The sequence below is a fragment of the Vibrio sp. B1Z05 genome, from assembly GCF_052955985.1.
The window spans coordinates 116,416-139,622 of the sequence record NZ_CP130463.1; the positions used below are offsets into that span (position 1 = coordinate 116,416).

Here is a 23,207-nt window from a genome sequence, read left to right on the forward strand (position 1 = left end):
ACCCTAAGTCTTTTAACTTTCTCTGCCTCAGATCGAGTAGGCTAGAAACTAAGTTCGGTGTTACAGCAGGATGCAGAAAATTCCAAATCTTCCAAACCTTCCAAGTTGGGTGCATGTATTACTGCACTATTTCAGCTACCTTTACCAAAGAGCAAAGCATGATAGGTTGCCCGTCAATGCCGGCTATATGGCCTATATTACTTTGCTGTCTTTAGTACCGCTGACCACTGTAACCTTAACGGCATTGTCTCGAGTACCAATGTTTGATGGGGTTGGTGATACCGTTCAGCAATTTGTGTTTAGCAATTTTGTTCCCACAGCGGGTGAGGCGATTCAGCACACCTTAAATGAGTTTATTGCCAATACAGGCAAGATGACGTCGATTGGATTGATCTTTCTGTTTGTGGCTGCGGTATTGTTGATTTCGGCAATTGATAAGAATCTGAATTACATTTGGCGAGTGCGCAAGAAGCGCCGCACCGTGTATTCATTGTCGATTTATTGGATGGTATTGACCTTAGGCCCAATCTTAATGGGCACTAGCTTAGTGTTTTCTTCTTACATTGCCTCACTCAAAGTGTGGAGTGAAGATACCGTCCATCTGGTGTACGGTTTGTTACCGATTATTTTTTCTTTCATCGCATTCTTTGGGCTTTATCTATTAGTGCCTAATATTAAGGTTCGCTTTAATCATGCGCTAGCGGGCGCATTAGTGGCAGGCTGCTTGTTTGAAGTCAGTAAAAAGTTGTTTGCTTATTATGTGTCGCAGTTTCCATCGTATCAGTTAATTTATGGCGCTTTAGCCGCTGTACCTTTGCTCTTTATGTGGATCTATCTGTGTTGGATGATTGTATTAATCGGCGCGGAAATTACCGCAAGTCTTGGTGAAGATGAAGTTTGGCGAGTGGATAAGCCATTTGATATGAGCTCATTTTTGCATTACCAAAATATATTAATGAGAAAAAGGATTCGACGTGATAGCTCTGATACAGAGAGTGAGTGAAGCGGCCGTAAAGGTCGATGGTGAAGTGGTGGGTGAGATTGGCAAAGGCTTGCTGGTATTACTCGGAGTTGAAAAAGACGATGACGAAGCCAAAGCTAAGCGCTTAATGGAGCGCGTCACCACATATCGTGTATTTGGTGATGACGACGACAAAATGAACCTGAATGTGAAGCAGGTTAATGGCAGTGTGTTAGTGGTTTCTCAATTTACTTTGCCGGCGGATACTAAAAAAGGCACTCGAGCGGGTTTTTCGCGTGGCGCTGCGCCCGATGAAGCAAAGCGACTTTATGAATATTTCTCGGACAGATGCGAAGAAGTGTTGCCCACTGAGCGCGGTCGATTTGCCGCCGATATGAAAGTTTCTTTGGTCAATGATGGACCGGTGACTTTTTGGCTGCAAGTCTAGGGTTGCGCCCCATAACTAATGGATTCAATGGACCTGAAACACTATGTTTAAACTAATTACTCCCAGTACCGAAAATCAATTACAGAAGTATTATCACTTTCGTTGGCAAATGTTGCGTGAACCTTGGCAAAGACCAAAAGGCTCCGAAAGAGATGAATACGATGAGTTGAGTCACCACCGCATGATAGTGGACGGTCGAGGTCGCCCAGTGGCGATTGGTCGTTTATATGTGACGGCCGATGATGATGGCCAGATCCGCTATATGGCGGTGAAGAAAAACCGCCAAGGCAAAGGGGTTGGTTCCTTGATTATGGTCGCTCTTGAATCGCTCGCGCGCGAGGAAGGGGTAAAGCGACTGGTGTGTAATGCGCGTGAAGACGCGATTGAGTTTTATCGAAATAATGGCTTTGAAAGTCAGGGCGAATTGAGTGATGAGCGCGGCCCAATGCGTCATCAACAAATGGTTAAAACCATTGACCCTATGGCGAATGTCCTGCGTCGCCCTGATTGGTGTAATGAGTTGCAACGTCGCTGGGAAGAACAAATCCCGATTAGCGATAAAATGGGTATTAAGATCAATCAGTACACAGGATATAAGTTTGAATGTGTGGCGCAGTTGAACCCCAACCTTAATCCTCATAACACTATGTTTGCCGGCTCTGCTTTTACTTTAGCCACTCTTACCGGGTGGGGCATGGCATGGCTACTGATGAAAGAGCGCAATTTGCATGCTGATATTGTGCTAGCGGACAGTAACATACGTTACCGTCACCCCGTCAAAGAAAGCCCTAAGGCCAGTACTTCTTTAGATGGTATTAGCGGCGACTTAGACCGATTAGAAGGTGGTCGCCGTGCCCGAATCATCATTAAAGTGTTTATTTACAGCGGCACTCAAGAGGCGGTTGAGTTTACTGGAACTTACGTACTATTACCTAGCTCTCAGGCTAATGAGACTCTGAGTGTGTAGTGGTTAGCTCGTTACTCTCATCTTCGTTATCCGGTTTGGTACAAGTAACGGCAATATGACTGCGGCCTTTAGGTTGCGCTGAAGAAAAAGAGACGCAGTCGGTGGTCAAGTTAAACATAATATTGCCATCGTTGGGTTTTACTAAGTCGACGCGGCCTTGAATATTGCCTGCAAGGTGGTCACTGACAAATTGAGTATTCTCGACACTTAGCACGCCTCGTTGCGCTGTGAGCTTAATTTCAGGAATGATAAGAGATTGCGACCCTTGTGTGGCAAACGGTAGTTGTACTTGTACATCATGCGGCGCAATCTTCATGGTGCCATCTAAGCTATGTCTAAACATTAAATCATCACCACCTAAGCCGTTCAGATCCGCCGTTAAGTCAGTCACGCCATTCCAATGTATTGCCATGTTCAGCGGTGCAGTGACCGCTTGTAATGGGATGCCATAGGCTTGTACAGAGAGATCCCACGGCATGCTTGGTAGAGCTAGGTTCACATTTGAGTGTACCTTGATCAAGCCATCATCAATTGGCAAGAATAGCTGTTTAATGTTCCACTGCTCATCTTTGCTTGAGGCTTCGATATAAGGGTTAATCGAAGTCACACCCAGTAGGGTAAGGCTGTTGGCGCTAGCGGCTAAACTGCCATTCCAAAGCGCCCATTTATTGTCTTTCTTCAAGCTCAAGTTATCGCCTTCGGCATTCAAGTTAGAAATTTGCCAATGCTTATCAGTGGCAAGGTCGATGACTTGGCTACGTTCAATTTTGAGCTTGTTGATTTGCAGCTGTTGTAGTTGCTTGAGGGGCTGCTCGATAAGTGCATGCACCTGCGCGTCTTTGATGCTCCACTTGAGGTTTTTAATACTCAGGTTATCCAGTGCGATTTTCTCAGGGGATAATTGTCCTTGAGTCGAAATCTGTCCTTCTTCAAATAGAAAGTCCAGTTGCTCTAATTGAATATGTCCTGTTTGCAGTTGAGCAGAAAGTTGCGGCTCGAGGAACAGTTGCTTGTGCCAATCAACACTTTCGGCGGAGAAGCTAAGTTCACTCTCTTGCGCCCAGATGCTTTTATTTACATCCCAATTGCTCAGCTGTAAACGCATTTGGTTGACGGCAAATTGCGCTTGTTGCCAGCTCGATTGCTCGACAGTCAAATGCTCAATATGATGGATTTTATCGAGCAGGCTTAACACAGGTGAAGGGCCCGACTGGGTCATTAAAGGTGCCGATAAATGCAGGTCTCGTACTAAAGCATCGTTGAGTGTCCAACTATCACCATCTTGCTCGGCAATAAGTTGTATTTTCCCTTTACGCCATTCGAAGCTGAGTAGGTCGAGCTGAGTTTTGCCTTTACGGTAGTTTAGATTAGCTTTGAAGTGATTAAAGGCTTCACCTTTCCAATAGACCTGCTCACCATCGATATTGATATACCCTTCAGGAAAACCCTGACTAGGTGAATAGTTTAGTTGCAAATCACGGGCGACTAAATCATGGTCCGCAAAATCCATCCCACGTACTTCAATGTGTTGAGGTTGCCATTGCTTAACCCAAGAGGTTACTTCTTGCGAATCAGGAATGCCGTGGGGCAAATTCACACCAGAAAGAGATACCTTGGTAACAGAAACCGGCTTTGACCAATCTAGGTGGGAATCGAGAGTGATTTGTAGATTATTAACAGTGGCAATAAAATCGTTGGGTTGCTTGATGGTGATGTCAGATAAAACCACCGTATCAGGGTATTGGTAGTGGGAGTGACCAATATGAATGTTATCACTTGTGACGCGCGACAATACCTGTTGGGTTAACCAAGCGGTATGAGAGGTTTGTAAGAATAAAAATAGAGCTAAGCCTCCCGCAAGTAATAGCAGTAGAAGCCAGCCACAGATTTTAAATACTGCTTTCATCTTGTGTCCCAAAAGGTTTTTCGCGTAGGGGTAAAGATGACTTATATCTATTTGTTTATCAATAAAAAGCCCCTAAAAGCAGGGGCTTGATTGGTTATTGATGTGATTAATCTAACAAAGGTCCTGCTTTAACTAGAGCTTTGCCATCATCGTTGTCAGTGTATTTTTCAAAGTTGTTGATAAAGCGTGTTGCTAAATCTTTGGCTTTGCTTTCCCATTGCAGAGGATCGACATACGTATCGCGTGGATCCAAAATCTCAGGATTTACATCAGGTAATGCGGTAGGTACTTCCAAGTTAAACACTGGAATCATTCTGGTTTGTGCGCTTTCAATTGAGCCATCTAAGATAGCGTCAATGATGGCACGAGTATCTTGAATGGAAATTCGCTTGCCAGAGCCATTCCAACCAGTATTGACAAGATAAGCTTCTGCGCCAGCCGCTTCCATTCGTTTCACCAACACTTCTGCATACTTGGTTGGGTGAAGAGTTAAGAATGCCGCACCAAAACAGGCCGAGAACGTCGGAGTTGGCTCTGTGATACCGCGCTCAGTACCCGCTAATTTAGCGGTAAATCCAGAAAGGAAGTGGTACTTAGTTTGTTCTGGTGTGAGCTTAGATACTGGAGGTAGAACCCCAAAAGCATCTGCAGATAAGAAAATCACCTTGTTTGCATGACCGCCTTTAGAGACTGGCTTAACGATATTTTCGATATGCTCAATCGGGTACGAAACTCGGGTGTTTTCTGTTTTTGAATTATCATCAAAATCGATTGAACCATCATTACGTACGGTGACGTTTTCTAACAAGGCATCACGACGGATAGCATTGTAGATATCAGGCTCTGCTTCTTTAGACAGTTTAATGGTTTTGGCGTAGCAACCCCCTTCAAAGTTGAAAATACCGTCATCATCCCAGCCGTGCTCATCGTCACCAATTAAGGCGCGTTTAGGATCAGTGGAAAGAGTTGTTTTACCTGTGCCAGAGAGGCCAAAGAAGATCGCAACATCGCCTTCTTCACCCATATTGGCCGAACAGTGCATGGATGCCATTCCTTGCAGAGGAAGGAAGTAGTTCATCATAGCGAACATACCTTTCTTCATTTCACCGCCGTACCAAGTACCGCCAATCAACTGCATTTTTTCAGTGAGGTTGAATACGGTAAAGTTCTCGGAGTTCAGGCCGTGCTCTTTCCACTTGCTGTTAGTGCACTTAGCGCCATTCATTACCACAAAATCAGGTTCAAAAGTGGCCAGTTCTTCCGCTGAGGGACGCAAGAACATGTTTTTTACAAAGTGCGCTTGCCAAGCTACTTCGGTAATGATTCGCACCGCTAAGCGAGAATCGGGGTTAGCACCGCAATAACCGTCCACAACAAAAAGACGTTTATTCGACAGCTGAGTAGTCACTAGCTGTTTTAAGTCTGTCCATACCTCTTGATTAATCGGTTTATTGTCGTTTTTCACTGTATCTGTCGTCCACCACATGTTTTCACGCGTAGTGTCATCTTTCACAATGAATTTATCTTTGGGGGAACGACCTGTAAATATGCCTGTATCAACGGCAACTGCACCTAGTTCAGTTATAATTCCTTTCTCATAACCTTCTAATGTGTCGCTAGTTTCCTCTGCGAAAAGCATTTCATAACTTGGATTACGAATAATTTCAGTAGAGTCGCTGATTCCATATTGAGTCAGATCGATGTTTGCAACCTTAGTATGTTCTATAACAGTCATAGGTGCTCCTTGTGTAGGGCGTTTTTAGTTAAAAATTTGTGAAGCTACTGAATTTATAAGTATTTGATTTAATCAGTAGTTGTAACATTATTGACTATATATGGCTTTATTGAATGTTTTATAAACAAGGATCACGTTTTTGTAGTTCAGAATGCTAGGTTGGGTGGGGATTGAAGTGATTTGTAAAAACGGTTTTTTACCGCTTTTTGTTGTTAAAAAACGCGGATAATGACGCTTTTTGAGTTTTTTATGCTATGAATAAGAGTGAATATAAAAAGCCGGCTACTTAGAGCCGGCTTTTTAATTATAAAATTGTGAGCTTAGTGCAGTGTGGGTTTATCTACCTGAGCGAATAATTCTTCAACTTCGGCGGCATTAAAGTCGTAAGTTGTCCCGCAATAATCGCAGTGTAAACCTATGCTACCTTCGCTGGCTAAGATGTCGTTAACTTCTTCTTTTGCAATGGTAATAATGGCTGCGCCACTGCGCTCTCTTGAGCAACCACAGAAGAATTCAACCGGTTGAGGATCAAACAATTTAACGGTTTCTTGGTTGTATAAACGATATAGAAGTTCGTTCGCTTCTAAGCCAAATAGCTCTTCATTTTTAACGGTATCGGTAAGCTGTTCTAAGTGCTCAAAGTCATCCGCAGAGCCTGTACCATCGGGAACGACTTGTAGCAACATACCTGCGGCATGTGCTTTACCATCTAATTCACCAATACGGAACCATAAGCGAGTTTTTAGCTGCTCTGAGCGTTCGAAGTAAGTTTCTAGTACTTCTGAAAGAGTATTGCCTTCTAAACCAACCACGCCTTGGTAACGCTCTCCTTTATTTGGAGAAATAGTGATTACTAGGTGACCTTTGCCCAACATATCGTGCAAAGAGGCAGTGTCGGCAATTTCGCCTTCAAAGCGAGCGACGCCACGGACTTTTTGGTTATTGTCACCATTTATTACCGCAAGAGTCACAGGACCGTCACCTTGCAGCTGTAAAGTAATTGAGCCTTCAAATTTTAAGGTAGCGGTGAGCAATGAGGTCGCAACAAGCAGTTCACCAAGTAAGTTTTGAATCGCAACTGGGTATTGTTTGCTATCTAGGATGGCTTGGTAGGCGGTATCTAGCTGTACTAACTCACCACGTACAGATAGGTCTTCAAATAAATAACGATTTAATACGTTGCTTTCCATTAGGAAACTCCAGCTTATTGGTTCTTAAATTTAATCAGATCACGTCGTTGTTTTTTATCTGGACGGCGATCAGGACTTGGATTGTGTGCGTGCATCTTGCGTTCTAGTGCTGTGCGTTCTCGCTTCGCTATACTTTCCGCCGTTTCGGTGTAAAGTAGTTGTGCTTCAGGTGCACCACGTCTTTGGTCCGATATTTTTTCTATCGTGACCGTTTTTTCAACGAGTCCTTGTCGCAGGGTAATTGTAGCCCCTAGTTCTATCATTTTACTTGGTTTGCTACGCTGCCCATTATAATGAACTTTGCCGCCATCGATCATATTTCGAGCGATTGAACGGGTTTTGTAAAAGCGCGCAGCCCATAACCATTTGTCGAGCCGAACAGACTCAATCGTGGAACTCATAATGATCTTTGCTCTCTAAGTGATGTCTGGCAGGAGGGTAATGGTGACGTATATAGCATTTTTCAAGTAAATGTCTTTATTTACAATCGAAATTATTCCCTGTTTAATTATTGGTAATAATATGTATGGTAGTCTTGCTCATCCGTTTAACCCAGTAACACCAATGCCTGCGTGGCATATTGTATAAAAATCGGTATATCAATAGGGACTTGTCTTGTCTAAGTTTTCCACATATTCGCACAAAGCCAATCAATTATTGACGAGTGTCGTGAATCAACAGGCGATCATAGCTAAAATGTTGACGTTTATTTTGCTCGTCAGCACAGCTTGGTTATGTGGTCATTTATTATGGCATCTAATGGGTTCAGAATCAGATGTTGAGCATTGGAGACCTGTTGCAGGCTCCGGCAGCGGTGTCGCTTCGTCACCGCATCAAGGTATGGATATTTCTTCGTTAGTAAACGCAAATTTATTTGGGGTTGAATCGAAAGAAAGCACACCGAAAGTAACACAACAAGTTGTTGACGCACCAAAGACAAGATTAAACCTTGTGCTGGTGGGTGTGGTAGCAAGTTCAATTCAAAAAAACAGCCTAGCGGTTATTGCTAATAAAGGCAGCCAAGATACTTATGGCGTTGGCGAGACTATTGATGGTACTCGCGCGAAATTAAGTAACGTCTTAAGTGATCGCGTGATTATTGAAAATCAGGGCCGTAACGAAACCTTAATGCTAGAAGGTATAGAATACAAACGTGTAGCAAATAATGCGGGGGCGGTTAAAAAACAGCCTCAATCTAATGTTCAAGGTAACAATCCTAAAGTAGACACTGCTAGCCTAGATAAAATAAAAGCAGAAATTTCTGAGAATCCTCAACAGCTTCTTAAATATATCCGCCTTTCTCAGGTAAATCGTGATGGAAAATTAGTCGGGTATCGCGTTCGTCCAGGACGAGAACGTACTTTGTTTGATTCTATCGGTCTGCAAGATGGTGACATTGCGGTAGAACTAAATGGTGCAGATTTAAAGAATCCAGCATCAATGGGCGCCATTTGGAAGTCTTTAGGTGATTTGAGTGAGCTTAACCTCACGGTTGAGCGAAATGGTCAACGCTACGATATTTATTTACAACTATAGTTTGATAGCTGTCTAGCTATCATTGCGAGAGCATGAGCCTAATTATATGCGCCATGCTAGGCACTTTGTGCCATTGATTTTTGGGAGTATCACGTGAAAGGTTGGTTTAGCAAGAGTGCATGGCTACTGTTAGGTAGTTTGGTATGCACACCAGCATTTAGTGCCGATGAATTTAGCGCCAGCTTCAAAGGCACTGATATTGGCGAATTTATTAATATTGTCGGACGAAACTTAGAAAAGACCATTATTGTTGACCCTTCGGTGAGGGGCAAGATTGATGTGCGTAGCTATGATGTTTTGAACGAGAAACAGTATTATCAGTTTTTCCTTAGTGTCCTTGAGGTGTATGGGTTTGCCGTTGTCGAAATGGAAAACGGCGTCATCAAGGTGATTAAATCTAAGGATGCGAAAACCTCTGCTGTTCCTGTAGTCGGGGACAACAAAATCAAAGGTGATGCGGTAGTAACTCGTGTAGTAGCAGTGCGTAATGTATCGGTACGTGAACTCTCGCCACTACTTCGTCAATTGAACGATAATGCGGGTGCCGGTAACGTTGTTCACTATGATCCAGCGAATATCATCCTGATTACAGGTCGTGCGGCTGTAGTAAACCGCTTGGCTGAGATTATTGAGCGTGTGGATAAAGCCGGCGATAAATCAATTGAAGTTGTACCACTAAAATTTGCTTCTGCTGCAGAGATGGTGCGTATCGTTGAAGCGCTAAACAAAACCACGGAAGCGAAAAATACTCCAGCTTTCCTACAACCAAAACTGGTTGCTGATGAACGTACTAACTCCGTATTAATCTCTGGCGATCCACAAGTGCGTAAGCGCTTGAAGAAAGTGGTATCGCAACTTGATAAAGAGATGGAAGTTAAAGGCAACAACCAAGTTATTTACTTAAAAAATGCGAATGCAGAAGATTTAGTCGAAGTTCTTAAAGGTGTGTCAGATAACTTAGCTGCGGCTAAGAAAACAGCACAGGGCGGCGCTGCGACTCGAAACTCCAAGTCTGATGTAATGATTTCAGCGCATAAAGGCACCAACTCCCTCGTTATTACTGCTCCGCCAGATATCATGAAAGCATTACGTGATGTGATCGCTCAGCTAGATATTCGTCGTGCTCAAGTATTGATTGAAGCCTTGATTGTTGAAATGTCGGAAGGTGATGGCGTTAACCTTGGCGTGCAATGGGGTAACTTAGAAACAGGTGCGGTAGTTCAATACGGTAACAGTGGCGCCTCTATTGGTCAGGTTATGGTCGGTAGAGAAGAAGCGAAAGATACTTCTCGTACTGAAACATACACAGATCCATCAACTGGTCTAACTACCACTAAAACCATTGATGAGTCAGGTGACTACTCAACGCTTGCAAGTGCACTTAGCGGCGTAAACGGCGCGGCAGTGAGTTTGGCGATGGGTGACTGGACAGCGTTGATTAGCGCAGTGGCAACGGACTCAAACTCTAACATTCTATCGTCTCCTAGCATTACGGTTATGGATAACGGCGAAGCGTCGTTCATTGTGGGTGAAGAGGTGCCGGTATTAACGGGTTCTACTTCGGGCTCAAACAATGAAAACCCATTCCAAACCGTTGATCGTAAAGAAGTAGGTATCAAACTTAAAGTTGTGCCACAAATTAACGAAGGTGACTCTGTTCAGTTGAAGATTGAACAAGAAGTTTCTAACGTACTTGGTGCAAACGGTGCGGTGGATGTTCGCTTTGCGAAACGTCAATTAAATACATCCGTTATGATCCAAGACGGACAAATGCTCGTGCTGGGTGGTTTGATTGATGAGCGTGCAATGGAAAGTGAATCTAAAGTACCGCTACTGGGTGATATTCCTTGGTTAGGACAACTGTTCAGATCAACCAGCACTCAGGTAGAAAAGAAAAACCTAATGGTATTCATTAAACCAACCATTATTCGTGATGGTATGACAGCCGATGGTATTACCCAGCGTAAATACAACTACATCCGCGCTGAGCAATTGTACAAAGCCGAAGAAGGCTTAAAACTGCTACCGGATGACTTGATTCCGGTAATGCCTAAGTTTGGTGATGAAGCTAGCCGTCCAAAAGAGCTACAAGCCTTTATTGAGCAAGTGGACCACAAGTAATGGACGAAGCATTTTCAACATATAAAGCAGGTACTACACGTCTACCGTTTGGCTTTGCTAAGCGCTTTAGTGTAGTGCTTGAGCCGAACGATAAAGGCGATGCATACCAGTTGTTTTATGTCGATCCAATGCAAACGTCGACACTGTTAGAGGTGATGCGAGTATCCCCTCTGCCAATCCAATTGGTTGAGATGGATAAGCATGATTTTGAATCGAAACTTTCAGATTCTTATCAGCGCGATTCTTCAGAAGCTAGACAGTTAATGGAAGACATTGGTGCAGACAACGATGACTTCTTCTCGTTGGCGGAAGAAATTCCGCACAATGAGGATTTATTAGAAGCCGAAGATGACGCGCCAATTATCAAGTTGATCAACGCCATGTTGGGTGAAGCAATCAAAGAAGGGGCTTCGGATATTCATATCGAGTCCTTTGAGAAGCACCTTTCCATTCGTTTCCGTGTGGATGGCGTATTGCGTGATGTCTTAGCGCCGAGCCGTAAACTGGCCCCTTTGTTGGTGTCCAGGGTTAAGGTTATGGCAAAACTGGATATCGCCGAGAAGCGTGTACCACAAGATGGTCGTATTTCACTATTGATTGGTGGACGAGCGGTGGATGTGCGTGTGTCTACTATGCCTTCCTCTCATGGTGAGCGTGTGGTTATGCGTCTATTGGATAAAAATGCCACTCAGCTTGATCTTGATAGCTTAGGTATGTCCTCGAACAACCACGTGCGTCTACAAAACTTAATTCAAAAACCGCACGGCATTATCTTAGTAACAGGCCCTACAGGTTCAGGTAAATCCACCACCTTGTATGCAGGCTTGCAGGAACTAAACAGTGCCGAGCGAAATATCCTGACGGTTGAAGACCCGATTGAATTTGATATTGATGGCATTGGTCAAACGCAAGTAAACCCTAAGGTTGATATGACCTTTGCGCGTGGTTTAAGAGCGATTCTGCGTCAAGACCCTGACGTAGTAATGATTGGTGAGATTCGTGACCTTGAGACCGCTCAGATTGCGGTACAAGCGTCTTTAACCGGTCACTTGGTAATGTCTACACTGCACACCAACACCGCCGTCGGTACTATCACACGTTTAAGAGATATGGGCATTGAGCCTTTCTTAATCTCTTCTTCTCTATTGGGTATTTTGGCGCAACGATTGGTGCGTACGCTGTGTAAAGAGTGTCGTGAACCTTATCAGGCCGATGCTGAGCAGAAAAAACTGTTCCACCTTGCTGCTGATGACGACTTAGTGCTTTATCGACCAAAAGGGTGTGAGCATTGTAATAACAAAGGTTACAAAGGCCGTACTGGTATTCATGAATTGCTGGTGGTTGACGAAAGCGTCCAGTCATTGATTCATGGTGAGCAAAGCGAGCAAGAGATTGAACACGTCGTGCGTCAATCTACGCCAAGCATTCGCCAAGACGGTTTGAACAAAGCAAGGGCTGGAAAAACGACCCTAGAAGAAGTTATGCGAGTAACTAGGGAAGAATAATGGCTGCATTTGAATATAAAGCGCTAGATGCGAAAGGTCGCCAAAAGAAAGGCGTAACCGAAGGTGATAACGCCAGACAAGTTAGGCAACGCTTGAAAGAGCAAGGCTTAATGCCGATTGAGATCAGCGAAACTCAGACTAAGAAAAAGTCATCAAAGTCTCGTGGTTTTCAGCGCGGTATCAGCACGCCAGATCTTGCGTTATTGACGCGTCAATTATCGACCCTTGTTCAAGCCGGCATGCCTTTAGAAGAGTGTTTAAGAGCGGTTGCGGAACAATCTGAAAAAGCGCACATTCGCAGTATGTTAGTGAGTGTTCGCTCTAAGGTCGTTGAAGGTTACACTTTAGCTGACAGTATGAGTGAATATCCTACCGTCTTTGATGACCTGTTCTGTGCTATGGTCGCGGCGGGTGAAAAATCTGGACACCTAGACGCGGTTTTAGAACGTCTTGCCGATTATGCCGAAAAACGCCAAAAATTACGTTCAAAACTACAACAAGCCATGATCTACCCAATTATGCTGACCTTGATTGCGGTCGCGGTTATTGGCTTTTTGTTGGCTACCGTTGTGCCAAAAATTGTCGACCAATTTGTTCAAATGGGACAAGAACTACCCACCTCAACTCAGATTTTGATCAATGCCAGTGCCTTTGTACAAGACTATGGTGTGCTATTGGTGGTTAGCGTTGTGGTGTTGGTTGTTGGCGTTAAAATTTTATTGAAAAAGCCAGAGTTAAGGCTGCGCTGGGACGGTCGTGTATTAAACGTTCCTGTGATTGGCCGCGTTGCTCGAGGCTTAAATACCTCTCGTTTTGCTCGTACCTTAGCTATATGCTCGGCAAGTGCTATCCCTCTTTTAGATGGGATGATTGTTGCCGCAGACGTTATGGGTAATAAGTTCTTTAAGAAGCAGGTCCTTGAAGCTTCAGATAAAGTGCGAGAAGGGGGAAGTTTGCGTCACTCTTTGCAACAGAGCAAACTGTTCCCACCTATGATGCTGCATATGATCGCCAGTGGTGAGCAATCGGGTGAACTTGAACAAATGTTGACTCGTGCTGCCGATAACCAAGACCAAGATTTTGAGTCTCAGGTGAATATGGCGCTGGGTGTTTTTGAACCACTGCTGATTGTTTTTATGGCAGGGATTGTATTATTTATTGTAGTTGCCACTATGATGCCACTGCTTGAACTGAATAACTTGGTATCGGGTGCTTAGTCATTAACCCGAGTGTATGGAGAAAAAAATGAAACGAAATAAGAAACAACAAGGCTTTACCTTGCTAGAGGTTATGGTTGTTGTGGTAATCCTAGGTATTTTGGCCAGCTTTGTTGTTCCTAACTTGTTAGGTAACAAAGAGAAAGCTGACCAACAAAAAGCGATCACCGACATTGTAGCGTTGGAAAATGCGCTAGATATGTACAAGCTAGACAACAGTGTTTACCCAACCACAGACCAAGGCTTAGATGCATTGGTAAGCCGTCCTACAGGTTCACCAGAGCCTCGTAACTACCGTGCTGATGGTTATATTCGTCGTCTTCCAAAAGACCCATGGGGTTATGATTACCAATACCTAAGCCCTGGTGATAACGGCAATATCGATATCTTCACGCTTGGTGCGGATGGTCAAGATGGAGGCGAAGGTTCATCAACTGATATTGGTAACTGGAACCTGCAAGACTTCCAGTAGCCTTAACTCGTGGTGAAACAGCATAAAAAACAGCGTGGCTTTACCCTGCTAGAAATCATGTTAGTCATGGTTTTAGTTTCGGTAAGTGCCATTGCTGTTGTCATAAACTTACCTCAAAGTGGTTCTGATGCCGCGCAAACGCGCTCACAACAGCTTTTTCAGCGTCTGACCATGTTGCATCAAGATGCAATTCTTAATGGTTGGGATCTTGGCATTCGCTTTGATCCAGCGGGGAAAAAGTATCGCTTATTGAAACTGACTAAAGACGGTTGGCAAGCGTTAGATCATCGCAGAATTCCCGCAGATACTGAACTTGAGGACGGCCTAACACTCACTTGGGAGTTAGGTGACGGCACTTGGGGTAAGCAAGACTCCTTATTTAAACAAGAATCATTGTTTGATGAAGAGATGTTTGCCAAGGAAGAAAAGAAAAAACAAGAACTGCCTCCGCAAGCCTTTATTCTTTCAAGTGGTGAGTTAACCCCATTTGAGGTGTACATCTATCCAAGCTCAGAAGCGCAAGGGGATGATAATTGGCGAGTTGTGGCGTTAGAGAACGGCAGTGTTAAGTTACTTAAGCCGGGTGAGGAGCTGAAAGATGAAGTCCGCTAAAGGCATGACTTTGTTGGAAGTTCTCATAGCTCTAGCTATTTTTGCTACCGCTTCAATGAGTGTCGTTCGAGCGGTCACTCAGCACATTAATAGCATTGGCTATTTAGAGCAAAAAACCTTTGCCGGTATGGTTGCCGATAATCAAATGACATTGATGATGCTCGCTGAGCCACCGAAAAGCCCGCGTAAGGGCACTTCTGAGTTGGCTGGGCAAGAATGGTTTTGGACGCAAACTCCGGTAGCAACCGGTAATGACTATTTGCGTGCGATTGATATTAGCGTGTCTTTAAATCAAAACGGGGATAACCCTCTAGTAACGGTGAGAAGTTATGTTCCGTTGCAATAGTATGGCTCGTTACAATAAAGCGAAAGGCTTTACCTTAATAGAGGTACTGGTCGCAATTGCGGTTTTTGCCAGTTTAAGTATTGCCGCGTATCAAGTGGTATTTCAGGTTCAATTGAGCAATACCCAGTCTCAAGAAAAATTGGGTCGCTTACAGCAATTGCAAGCCACATTAGTTTATTTAGACAGTGATTTTCGTCAAATTGCCGTGCGCCGCTTCCGTAATGATGGAGAGGAAGCGGGTACAGAAGAATCAGGACAATCCCTGTTGTATTGGAAAGACAATTTACTCGACTCTGATGCCAAAGGCGTATTGTTTACTCGTCTAGGTTGGATTAACCCGCAACAGCAATTTCCCCGTGGTGAAATTACCAAAGTGGGTTATCGAATTCAGGGTGACAAATTAGAGCGTGTCTGGTGGCGATACCCAGATACCCCAGCCGCACAAGAAGGCATAGTGACGCCACTTCTGGATAAGGTCGAGAAGTTCGATATGCGTTTTTACAATGGCGAAGCTTGGGTAAAAGAGTGGGTCGACAGTGATGCGTTGCCAAAAGCTATCGCGGTGGATTTAACACTGGAAGATTATGGCAAGTTAGAGCGTATCTACCTTACTGCAGACGGTAAGTTTGAGAGGATCAATGAAGATACGCCAGAATAATCCATCCCAGCTTATTGGTCGAACATATAAAGGCCACAAGCAACAACAAGGCGTTGCTTTGATCATTGTATTGTTGCTATTAGCTGTAATGACTGCCATTGCTGCCACTATGTCTGAGCGTTTAATGCTCAGTGTGGATAGAGCGGGTAATCAGGTGAATAACCAACAAGCCTACTGGTACGCAATTGGTGTGGAAGCATTGGCAAAATATGGTATTCAGCAGAGTCTGGAAGACGGCGAAACGGTAAACTTGAGTCAGCCTTGGGCTTTAGATGAACAAACATACCCGTTGGAATATGGTGAAGCTCGCGGTGTGATTCGTGACATGCAAGCGTGTTTCAATGTTAATGCTCTGGCCGCTGTTCAGTTGGACGCAACCACCAGTGCTCGCCCTTACTTGCTCGAGGTGTGGCGCACTTTATTAGAAGAAGCAGGCCTAGATAACTATCAGGCTGAAGTGGTTGCTGATTCTACGTGGGAATATCTAGACGAAAACGACGTTGTGACCACTCAATCTGGAGTGGAAGATGCCACCTATGAGGGGCTCTCTCCTGCGTATATGGCACCGAATGGTTTAATTGCCGATCTTAGTGAGCTAAGAAGTGTCTATCAAATGACGGGCCCGGCAATGAAACAAATTTCTTGGCTAGCGTGCGCGTTACCAACCGATGATTTGCGTATTAATGTGAATACCATCAGAGCTTGGCAAGCTAAGTTAATTGTGGCTCTGTTTAACTCTGAAATCAGTGAAGAACAAGCACAAAAAGTTATTGAAGACCGTCCATATGACGGTTGGGAAAGTACGGACGAATTTTTATCTGAACCCGATATTGCTGGCGTTAGTGATGACATCAAAAACAAAGCCAAAGCCTATTTATCGGTAGACAGTAAGTACTTTGAACTGGATACAGAAGTATTTGTGCAGGAAGCTCGAGTTCGCTTGAGAAGCCTGCTTTATAGTGAAAATAAAGACGAATCGCGGGTAGTACGCCGTCGATTTGGAGGAATTAGTGAGCGAAATCCTGACAGTTCGGCTCAGTAGGCAGAATTTAAATACAATCCCATGGCTGGTTTGGTCTTCAACCGAAGACGAAATTATCGCGAGTGGAGAACTCAACGGTTTACATGAGCTAGACGATCTCGCCAGTTATGTAACCGACCGCAACGTTGCCTTACTACTGAATGGGCAAGATATAGCCTTGAAAGAGGTTAATGTTCCTGCGGGCGCAACCCGTCAGTTTGCCACCATGTTGCCTTTTCTTCTTGAAGAAGAGCTAGCACAAGATATTGATGAACTCCATTTTTCTATTCTTAAGCTAGCGGGTGATAAAGCGTGGATTGCGGCGGTAGACAAGAGCTACTTCAAACAATGTATTGCACGTTTTGCGGAAGCGGGCATCGAATTACACAAAGTATTGCCCGATGTGCTATCACTTCCTTTGCAAGAAAATGCCATCAGCATACTTCCTTGGGATGGTCATTACCTGATTCGTCAGAATCAATTTCAAGGTATGACCTTACCAGAGCAACTGGTGCCTTTTGCTGTGACGCAGATGTCATCAGCGACAGAATCAGATGAAGACGCAGAGCAAGAAGCGACTCCTGTTGAGCAAGTGACGATTCAATCTTTTGGCGCGCTTCCTGAAGCACTGCAACAGCAAGTGACGGCAACCATTGATGAGCAACCGGCTGAATTGCCAATGGCATTGCTGGCAAAAAATGCTCAGCTTTCCACGGTGAACTTGCTGAGTGGTGAATTTAAGCGACAAGCGTCTTGGCTAAAGAACATTAAACTATGGCGTGCTCCTGCAATTGCAGCCGTCATTCTATTGGTTGTGTTCAGCGTTAATACTTACATGAATGTCAGTCAGATTGAATCAAAAGCAACCGCCTACCGCGCGGAAAGTGAACGTATTTTCCGAGCTGTATTCCCTGGTAAACGTCGAATTCCAACCGTCAGTTATCTGAAGCGCCAAATGACGGATGAAAAAACACGATTGAGCGGTGGCACAGTTGAGGCGCCATTGATTACGTGGATGCTTGAAGTTCAACAGTCATTGAAAGGCTCTGATAAAGTGAAGATCCAGAGTGTGAAATTTGATAGCAACCGTGAAGAGTTACGAATTCAAGCTCAAGCCAGTGACTTCCAAACGTTTGAAAAACTGCGTGTGGCTTTATCTGACAAATTCTCTGTACAGCAAGGCCAGATAAATCGTGATGGTGATTTGGTCAGCAGTAGCTACGTGCTGAAGGTGAAATAATGCGAAAATTACAAGAATCCATCCTTGGTTATTGGAGTGGCATTAGCCTGCGAGAGCAACGCATGCTCATTATTGCCATTGGTTTTGGCTTAGCGGGTTTGCTTTATTGGGGCGGTTTTGCCCCGTTAAAAGAGAAAAGTGAACTAGCTCAAACACGTTTGGTTCGTGAAACGCAGCTATTAAGCTGGGTGCAAAAAGAAGCCAATGAGATCACGGAATTACGTAAAACCAGTAATGCACCAACCATCTCTAATCAGCCATTAAACCAAGTGCTATCAACTTCGACACGTCGCTTTAATATTGAGTTGATTCGACTGCAACCTCGCGACGATATGGTGCAGGTATGGGTGCAACCGGTTGCCTTTAATCAACTAATGAACTGGCTATTGTTTTTGCGTCAAGAAAGAGGCGTTGATGTAGCCTTTTTAGACATCACTGAGACGGAAAAGCCCGGTGTTGTTGAAGTCAGTCGCTTACAGTTTAAGAGAGTAGGTAGTTAATGTTTGGTATCAGTTTTAAAAAGCTGTTTGGCTACAGCTTTTTGTTGTTAATCGTATTTTTGTGCAGTGTCATCGTGCATTTACCGGCAAAGTTCGCCTTAGAACAAGCGCCGCGTATTAATGGCCTAAGCATCTCTGGTGTGAGTGGGACATTATGGAAAGGTACGGCCAAAGAGGTAACTTGGCAGCAATATGGCCTTGGTGAAGTAAACTGGGATCTGCAAGGGTGGAAGCTGTTGCAAGGAAAGGCTGAGCTAAATGTGCGATTAGGCCGTAATAGTGCGCTTGATTTAACCGGCAGAGGCACGGTGGGATACAGCTTTGATGGCCCTTATGCCAGCAGTTTGATTTTATCGATGCCCGCTAAGCAAGTGCTTAAATACGTTGATGTACCTGCTCCAGTGTCTGTTGATGGACAACTCGACTTAGCGGTGAAAGACTACCAGTATGCAAGCCCGTGGTGTCAATCAGGTTCGGCAAAACTGGTGTGGAATAACAGTAAAGCCAGTTCTCCAATGGGAGATTTAGACCTTGGGAACATCGTTTCTGATGTGACTTGTACGGACAATCAATTAACCGCTAAAGGCAATCAAGAAACGGCTCAGGTATCGAGTCAATTTACCGCGTCGCTGCATTCGGATATGAGCTACGATCTCGATGCATGGTTTAAGCCCGGCGCTGAGTTTCCGCAAAAGTTGGGGCAACAGTTAAAATGGCTAGGTGAACCGAACGGACAAGGTCACTACCCATTTGTTTATTCTGGCCGGTTATAGTCGATTCTTTTATAAGTACGTTTCGCTTCTATAAATGATTTAACTGGTAAGAATATTCAGACATTTGCTTGAGTTGGTGTAAAGTTAATTTCGTGAATTAACGAAGAGGCTAATTAGAATGGCAGGTAATAAAAAGCCACAGATTTTACACAAGGCAGAAGTTGCGCGTTCGCGTTTGTTTTGCATTGAGGCTTTGGATCTCGAGTTTTCGAACGGTGAGCGACGTACTTACGAACGAATGCGTCCTTCTGGTCGCGATGCAGTGATGATGGTCCCCCTGACAGCGGATGGGGATCTGTTATTGGTTAGAGAATACGCGGCAGGCACAGAAAGCTACGAACTAGGCTTTCCGAAAGGCTTAATTGATGCTGGTGAAGCACCAGTAGAAGCGGCCAATCGTGAATTAAAAGAAGAAATTGGCTTTGGTGCGAAGGATTTTGTACCGTTAAAACAAGTCATTCTGGCGCCGTCATACTTTTCTAGCAAAATGACGCTGTTTATTGCTCAAGATCTTTACCCAGAAACTTTAGTCGGCGATGAACCTGAACCTCTGACATTGATTCGTTGGCCTCTGGCTCAAGCCGATGAGTTACTCTCACATATGGATTTTTGTGAGGCACGCAGTATTAGCGCCTTGATGCTAGCACAGCGATACTTTGCTCAATTAAAGGATTAACAGTAATGAGACAAGACTTTTCCCACTTATTGCCTAACGTTATAGAAATCGCCCGTTCCGCTGGTCAGCTCATCCTTGATATTTATCTAAAGCGAGATTACGAAGAGTTTATTAAGTCTGACGATACGCCGGTTACCAGCGCTGACTTAGCGGCTCATAAACTGGTTATGGAACGCTTGTCTGAACTCACTCCTGATATCCCTGTACTCTCCGAAGAAGACTCTGATATTAGCTTAGCTGAGCGTGAACAGTGGGAACGTTACTGGCTAGTCGATCCTTTAGATGGTACTCAAGAGTTTATTGCCCGTAGCGGTGATTTTGCCACCATTATTGCGTTAGTTGAGAACAACAAGCCGATTATGGGGGTGGTTTATGCGCCGGTTTCTGGTGTGGTTTACCATGCTTATCAGGGAAAAGGGGCGTGGAAAATTCCTGATATGGATGAGAATATTCGTATCAACACCCATACTCATGAATTGCCTAAACAAAATATTGCGATTGCCATCAGTCGCCGCCAAGACATCAATCGTATTACTGAGCGAATGAGTAACAAGTGGAATTATGAATTGATTCCGTTGGGCTCGGCTGCGTTAAAAGCGTGTTTGGTTGCTGAAGGTAGCGCCGATTGTTATCTGCGTTTAGGTCCAACAGGTGAGTGGGATACTGCGGCCACACAATGCATTGTGGAAGAGGCGGGCGGTACTATCCTTGATACACAACTTGTGCCTCTTTCTTATAATTTGCGTGAAACCTTGGAGAACCCTAACTTCATTGTTATCGGTGATCGCAACCTTCCTTGGAATGAAATCCTAACCCAAGACTGATTGCTCTATAACTGGGTTATCAAATCACAAAAGGCCTGTCTTTCGCTCATAAAAGGAGCGTGCGATGAGGCCTTAAATATATGTGATTCTGTCTGTAATTGTTTATCCAATACCGCTGCAACCTTAACCGGTACCAGTCCATCGAGACGACCGTATAAACGGTGCAGTGGTACGCTAATCTCATTTAATTGTTGGCGATAATCGACACTGGCTAATAATTCTAGTCCAAGGTGCAATGCATCAGGATTGGGCATAGGACGCGATAAAACGGCGCTCTTTAGCTGTTTTACATCTTGTCTTGCTGATGGGCTTCCCATTGCTTGTAGTGCCATAAATCGCTCTATAGTGCCTTGAAAATCATCGGTAAGTTGACTGGTAAAGTCGTCTAGCACTTTAGGGGCAATACCTCGCCATACTCGACCTTCGGCGGAGAAGCGTGGTGAACTGGCAAGAGTAATGAGTTTAGAGACACGCTGCGGCTGATGGAGAGCAACGTGGGTTGCAACCAATCCACCTAAAGACCAACCTAGCCATATTGCTTGTTGTGGTGCATCTTCTAATACCGCTTGTGCGATATCGGCAATGGAAGCACTCGCAACTTGATGGCTGTGCCCATATCCCGGTAGGTCGACCACATGTACACAAAAATGTTGGCTTAATTGCTCAACGACTTGATGCCAAACTGCGCCGTTCATGCCCCAACCATGGATTAGAATGAGGTTTTCACCTTTCCCAAATACATCCCAATGCAGTTTTGTTTTTAAGCTCATCCATTGTACCTATTTATTGAGTGCTTTTACTTAGCCCGTTGATTGGTCGAGCTAAAGTCATATCGTAGCCATGTCATACTCTTTTCAGCCCTGTAATCAATGTCGGTGAGCTAAAAATAACAGTAAGCACTGCTTAACATTAAGGGGAAGATTATTGGAAATCCGTCATTAACTCAATGCTTGAGTTTGCTTGTTCAGCGACTATCTGGTGTTGCATTTACGCTTTTGGGCTCTTATTGCTACGCTTGTGACAATCTACTCAAGGAAGGTGGGACGAGTAAATGGTGCGATGAATGTCTAGAAAGGCTTAAACCGGTAGCTCGTTGTCAGATGTGCGGGGTGAATACGGTAACCCCAATGGAACGGTGTGGACAATGCATTACCGACCCTCCACCTTGGGATAAGTTGATTTGTGTAGGGGAGTATCAAGCTCCGCTGTCTGGATTTATTCAGAAACTAAAGTATCGTCGACAAGTGTGGCACGCTAAAGAGTTAGCCGCGTTACTGGCAAAGCAAATCGAGTCACCTGCGCCTGTATTACTGTCGATTCCATTGCATTGGCGCAGGCATTTATGGCGCGGATTTAACCAAAGTGATTATCTTGCGGAGTCTTTATATCAGTGCCTCACAGAGCGTACTCAAGTGCCAATTTGCTTCCTACCTAAAGCCATTACGCGCAGTAAAATGACGAAAAATCAGATGGGATTGAATCGTCGGCAACGGCTGATTAATCTAAAAAAAGCATTTCTATTATCACCTAAGTATCTAACTAAATTGCAAGACCAACCTCATGTCGCTTTGCTTGATGATGTGGTGACTACGGGCAGTACCGTGGCCGAAATCTGTGTGCTGCTTAAAGAGAAAGGTGTACAACGGATTGATATTTATTGCATTTGTAGGGCATCTCGGCCTATTTTATAGAAGGATTTTTTGACAGTATCGGTTCAAGTTTGCTTGATGTTGGTGATTATCAACTCAAATTGTCACAATGATCTACAGCTAATACATGTTTGAAAAATAAATCGAACAGAGTAGAATGCCCATAATAACCTACAGAATTACTCAGGTATTTATCGTGTCTAATAAAATCACTATTACAGAATCTGCTCAAGCGCACTTTGCTAACTTGTTGTCGCAGCAAGCAGAGGGAACAAACATTCGAGTATTCGTGGTCAATCCCGGAACTCAAAGCGCAGAGTGTGGCGTATCTTACTGCCCACCAGAAGCCATTGAAGCAACTGATACAGAGCTATCATTTGAGGCTTTCTCTGCATACGTAGACGAATTGAGCTTACCATTCTTAGAGGATGCTGAGATCGATTATGTAACGGATAAAATGGGTTCTCAATTAACGTTGAAAGCACCAAATGCAAAAATGCGTAAAGTATCTGACGATGCACCTTTGCTAGAACGTGTCGAGTACGTGATTCAAACTCAAGTGAACCCGCAGCTTGCCAGCCACGGTGGTCACCTAAGCCTAGTTAAAATCACTGATGATGGCATTGCATTGGTTCAGTTTGGTGGCGGTTGTAACGGCTGTTCTATGGTAGATGTAACGCTAAAAGACGGCATTGAAAAGCAACTACTAGAAGAGTTCTCTGGTGAATTAGTTGCGGTTAAAGATGCGACTGAACATGAACAAGGTGAGCACTCTTACTATCAATAATAGTGAGTAGTTCTAGATAGAATTAGTAAAAAGCGGAGTTCAACATGGTTGAACTCCGCTTTT

Annotated in this window: 24 protein-coding genes; 19 read left to right on the forward strand and 5 right to left on the reverse strand. The window is 44.2% G+C overall.

Features of this window, described 5'->3' with window-relative positions:
* The first annotated feature begins 70 nt into the window (after positions 1–70).
* The 3 genes from QV280_RS00540 to QV280_RS00550 are packed head-to-tail and all read left to right on the forward strand — an operon-like array spanning position 71 to position 2,376.
* A complete protein-coding gene (locus QV280_RS00540; protein ID WP_152822141.1) occupies positions 71–1,003 on the forward strand; it encodes a virulence factor BrkB family protein in 933 nt (310 codons plus the stop codon).
* The gene (gene dtd, locus QV280_RS00545) at positions 975–1,409 is read left to right on the forward strand and encodes a D-aminoacyl-tRNA deacylase (protein ID WP_367869618.1); all 435 of its coding nucleotides are present in this window, start codon (positions 975–977) and stop codon (positions 1,407–1,409) included. Before QV280_RS00540 ends, dtd begins: the two co-directional genes overlap by 29 nt.
* Positions 1,410–1,452: 43 nt before the next feature.
* On the forward strand, positions 1,453–2,376 hold the full coding sequence (locus QV280_RS00550; protein ID WP_152822143.1) for a bifunctional GNAT family N-acetyltransferase/hotdog fold thioesterase: 924 nt from the start codon (positions 1,453–1,455) through the stop codon (positions 2,374–2,376).
* Here the strand turns inward: QV280_RS00550 and QV280_RS00555 are convergent.
* The 4 genes from QV280_RS00555 to hslR all read right to left on the reverse strand — a co-directional run bounded on the left by QV280_RS00555 (position 2,354) and on the right by hslR (position 7,608).
* Positions 2,354–4,282, reverse strand: a complete 1,929-nt coding sequence (locus QV280_RS00555) for an AsmA family protein (RefSeq protein WP_152822145.1) — start codon at positions 4,280–4,282, stop codon at positions 2,354–2,356. The genes QV280_RS00550 and QV280_RS00555 overlap by 23 nt on opposite strands.
* A gap of 106 nt (positions 4,283–4,388) precedes the next feature.
* The gene (gene pckA / locus QV280_RS00560; RefSeq protein ID WP_152822147.1) at positions 4,389–6,017 is read right to left on the reverse strand and encodes a phosphoenolpyruvate carboxykinase (ATP); all 1,629 of its coding nucleotides are present in this window, start codon (positions 6,015–6,017) and stop codon (positions 4,389–4,391) included.
* A 320-nt stretch (positions 6,018–6,337) separates the two neighbouring features.
* The gene (hslO, locus tag QV280_RS00565; protein WP_023402363.1) at positions 6,338–7,207 is read right to left on the reverse strand and encodes an Hsp33 family molecular chaperone HslO; all 870 of its coding nucleotides are present in this window, start codon (positions 7,205–7,207) and stop codon (positions 6,338–6,340) included.
* 14 nt (positions 7,208–7,221) lie between these two features.
* Positions 7,222–7,608 carry a ribosome-associated heat shock protein Hsp15 gene (gene hslR / locus QV280_RS00570; protein ID WP_023402364.1) on the reverse strand — a complete coding sequence of 129 codons (387 nt, stop codon included), beginning with the start codon at positions 7,606–7,608 and terminating at the stop codon, positions 7,222–7,224.
* A gap of 295 nt (positions 7,609–7,903) precedes the next feature.
* Here hslR and gspC point away from each other — a divergent pair, with 295 nt between their 5' ends.
* The 14 genes from gspC (at position 7,904) to cysQ (ending at position 20,708) form a co-directional block, all read left to right on the forward strand.
* A complete protein-coding gene (gene gspC / locus QV280_RS00575; protein ID WP_084309009.1) occupies positions 7,904–8,743 on the forward strand; it encodes a type II secretion system protein GspC in 840 nt (279 codons plus the stop codon).
* 93 nt (positions 8,744–8,836) lie between these two features.
* Positions 8,837–10,864: a type II secretion system secretin GspD gene (gene gspD, locus QV280_RS00580; RefSeq protein WP_023402366.1), complete on the forward strand. Its 2,028-nt coding sequence runs from the start codon at positions 8,837–8,839 to the stop codon at positions 10,862–10,864.
* Positions 10,864–12,369, forward strand: coding sequence for a type II secretion system ATPase GspE (gene gspE / locus QV280_RS00585; RefSeq protein WP_023402367.1), 1,506 nt, complete (start codon positions 10,864–10,866; stop codon positions 12,367–12,369). The genes gspD and gspE overlap by 1 nt, the downstream gene beginning before the upstream one ends.
* Positions 12,369–13,586, forward strand: coding sequence for a type II secretion system inner membrane protein GspF (gspF, locus tag QV280_RS00590; protein ID WP_023402368.1), 1,218 nt, complete (start codon positions 12,369–12,371; stop codon positions 13,584–13,586). Before gspE ends, gspF begins: the two co-directional genes overlap by 1 nt.
* A gap of 28 nt (positions 13,587–13,614) precedes the next feature.
* A complete protein-coding gene (gene gspG / locus QV280_RS00595; RefSeq protein WP_021714224.1) occupies positions 13,615–14,058 on the forward strand; it encodes a type II secretion system major pseudopilin GspG in 444 nt (147 codons plus the stop codon).
* Positions 14,059–14,067: 9 nt separating this feature from the next.
* Positions 14,068–14,670 carry a type II secretion system minor pseudopilin GspH gene (gene gspH / locus QV280_RS00600; RefSeq protein ID WP_023402369.1) on the forward strand — a complete coding sequence of 201 codons (603 nt, stop codon included), beginning with the start codon at positions 14,068–14,070 and terminating at the stop codon, positions 14,668–14,670.
* Positions 14,657–15,016 carry a type II secretion system minor pseudopilin GspI gene (gene gspI, locus QV280_RS00605; protein WP_023402370.1) on the forward strand — a complete coding sequence of 120 codons (360 nt, stop codon included), beginning with the start codon at positions 14,657–14,659 and terminating at the stop codon, positions 15,014–15,016. The genes gspH and gspI overlap by 14 nt, the downstream gene beginning before the upstream one ends.
* A 1-nt stretch (position 15,017) precedes the next feature.
* On the forward strand, positions 15,018–15,674 hold the full coding sequence (gene gspJ, locus QV280_RS00610) for a type II secretion system minor pseudopilin GspJ (RefSeq protein ID WP_039969886.1): 657 nt from the start codon (positions 15,018–15,020) through the stop codon (positions 15,672–15,674).
* The gene (gspK, locus tag QV280_RS00615) at positions 15,655–16,716 is read left to right on the forward strand and encodes a type II secretion system minor pseudopilin GspK (protein WP_023402372.1); all 1,062 of its coding nucleotides are present in this window, start codon (positions 15,655–15,657) and stop codon (positions 16,714–16,716) included. Before gspJ ends, gspK begins: the two co-directional genes overlap by 20 nt.
* Positions 16,685–17,935 carry a type II secretion system protein GspL gene (gene gspL / locus QV280_RS00620; protein ID WP_023402373.1) on the forward strand — a complete coding sequence of 417 codons (1,251 nt, stop codon included), beginning with the start codon at positions 16,685–16,687 and terminating at the stop codon, positions 17,933–17,935. The genes gspK and gspL overlap by 32 nt, the downstream gene beginning before the upstream one ends.
* Entirely contained in the window at positions 17,935–18,435 is a 501-nt protein-coding gene (gene gspM, locus QV280_RS00625; protein ID WP_023402374.1) for a type II secretion system protein GspM, read from the forward strand. The genes gspL and gspM overlap by 1 nt, the downstream gene beginning before the upstream one ends.
* Entirely contained in the window at positions 18,435–19,208 is a 774-nt protein-coding gene (locus QV280_RS00630; RefSeq protein ID WP_023402375.1) for a type II secretion system protein N, read from the forward strand. The genes gspM and QV280_RS00630 overlap by 1 nt, the downstream gene beginning before the upstream one ends.
* 118 nt (positions 19,209–19,326) lie before the next feature.
* The gene (nudE, locus tag QV280_RS00635; protein ID WP_023402376.1) at positions 19,327–19,884 is read left to right on the forward strand and encodes an ADP compounds hydrolase NudE; all 558 of its coding nucleotides are present in this window, start codon (positions 19,327–19,329) and stop codon (positions 19,882–19,884) included.
* Positions 19,885–19,889: 5 nt separating this feature from the next.
* The gene (gene cysQ, locus QV280_RS00640; protein ID WP_023402377.1) at positions 19,890–20,708 is read left to right on the forward strand and encodes a 3'(2'),5'-bisphosphate nucleotidase CysQ; all 819 of its coding nucleotides are present in this window, start codon (positions 19,890–19,892) and stop codon (positions 20,706–20,708) included.
* A gap of 5 nt (positions 20,709–20,713) precedes the next feature.
* Here cysQ and bioH read toward each other — a convergent pair whose 3' ends face one another.
* Positions 20,714–21,478, reverse strand: a complete 765-nt coding sequence (bioH, locus tag QV280_RS00645) for a pimeloyl-ACP methyl ester esterase BioH (RefSeq protein WP_023402378.1) — start codon at positions 21,476–21,478, stop codon at positions 20,714–20,716.
* A gap of 357 nt (positions 21,479–21,835) precedes the next feature.
* Here bioH and QV280_RS00650 point away from each other — a divergent pair, with 357 nt between their 5' ends.
* Complete coding sequence (locus QV280_RS00650; protein WP_152822149.1) at positions 21,836–22,399, forward strand: ComF family protein; 564 nt, start codon at positions 21,836–21,838, stop codon at positions 22,397–22,399.
* A gap of 115 nt (positions 22,400–22,514) precedes the next feature.
* Positions 22,515–23,144, forward strand: coding sequence for a Fe-S biogenesis protein NfuA (nfuA, locus tag QV280_RS00655; protein ID WP_023402380.1), 630 nt, complete (start codon positions 22,515–22,517; stop codon positions 23,142–23,144).
* Positions 23,145–23,207 lie beyond the last annotated feature (63 nt).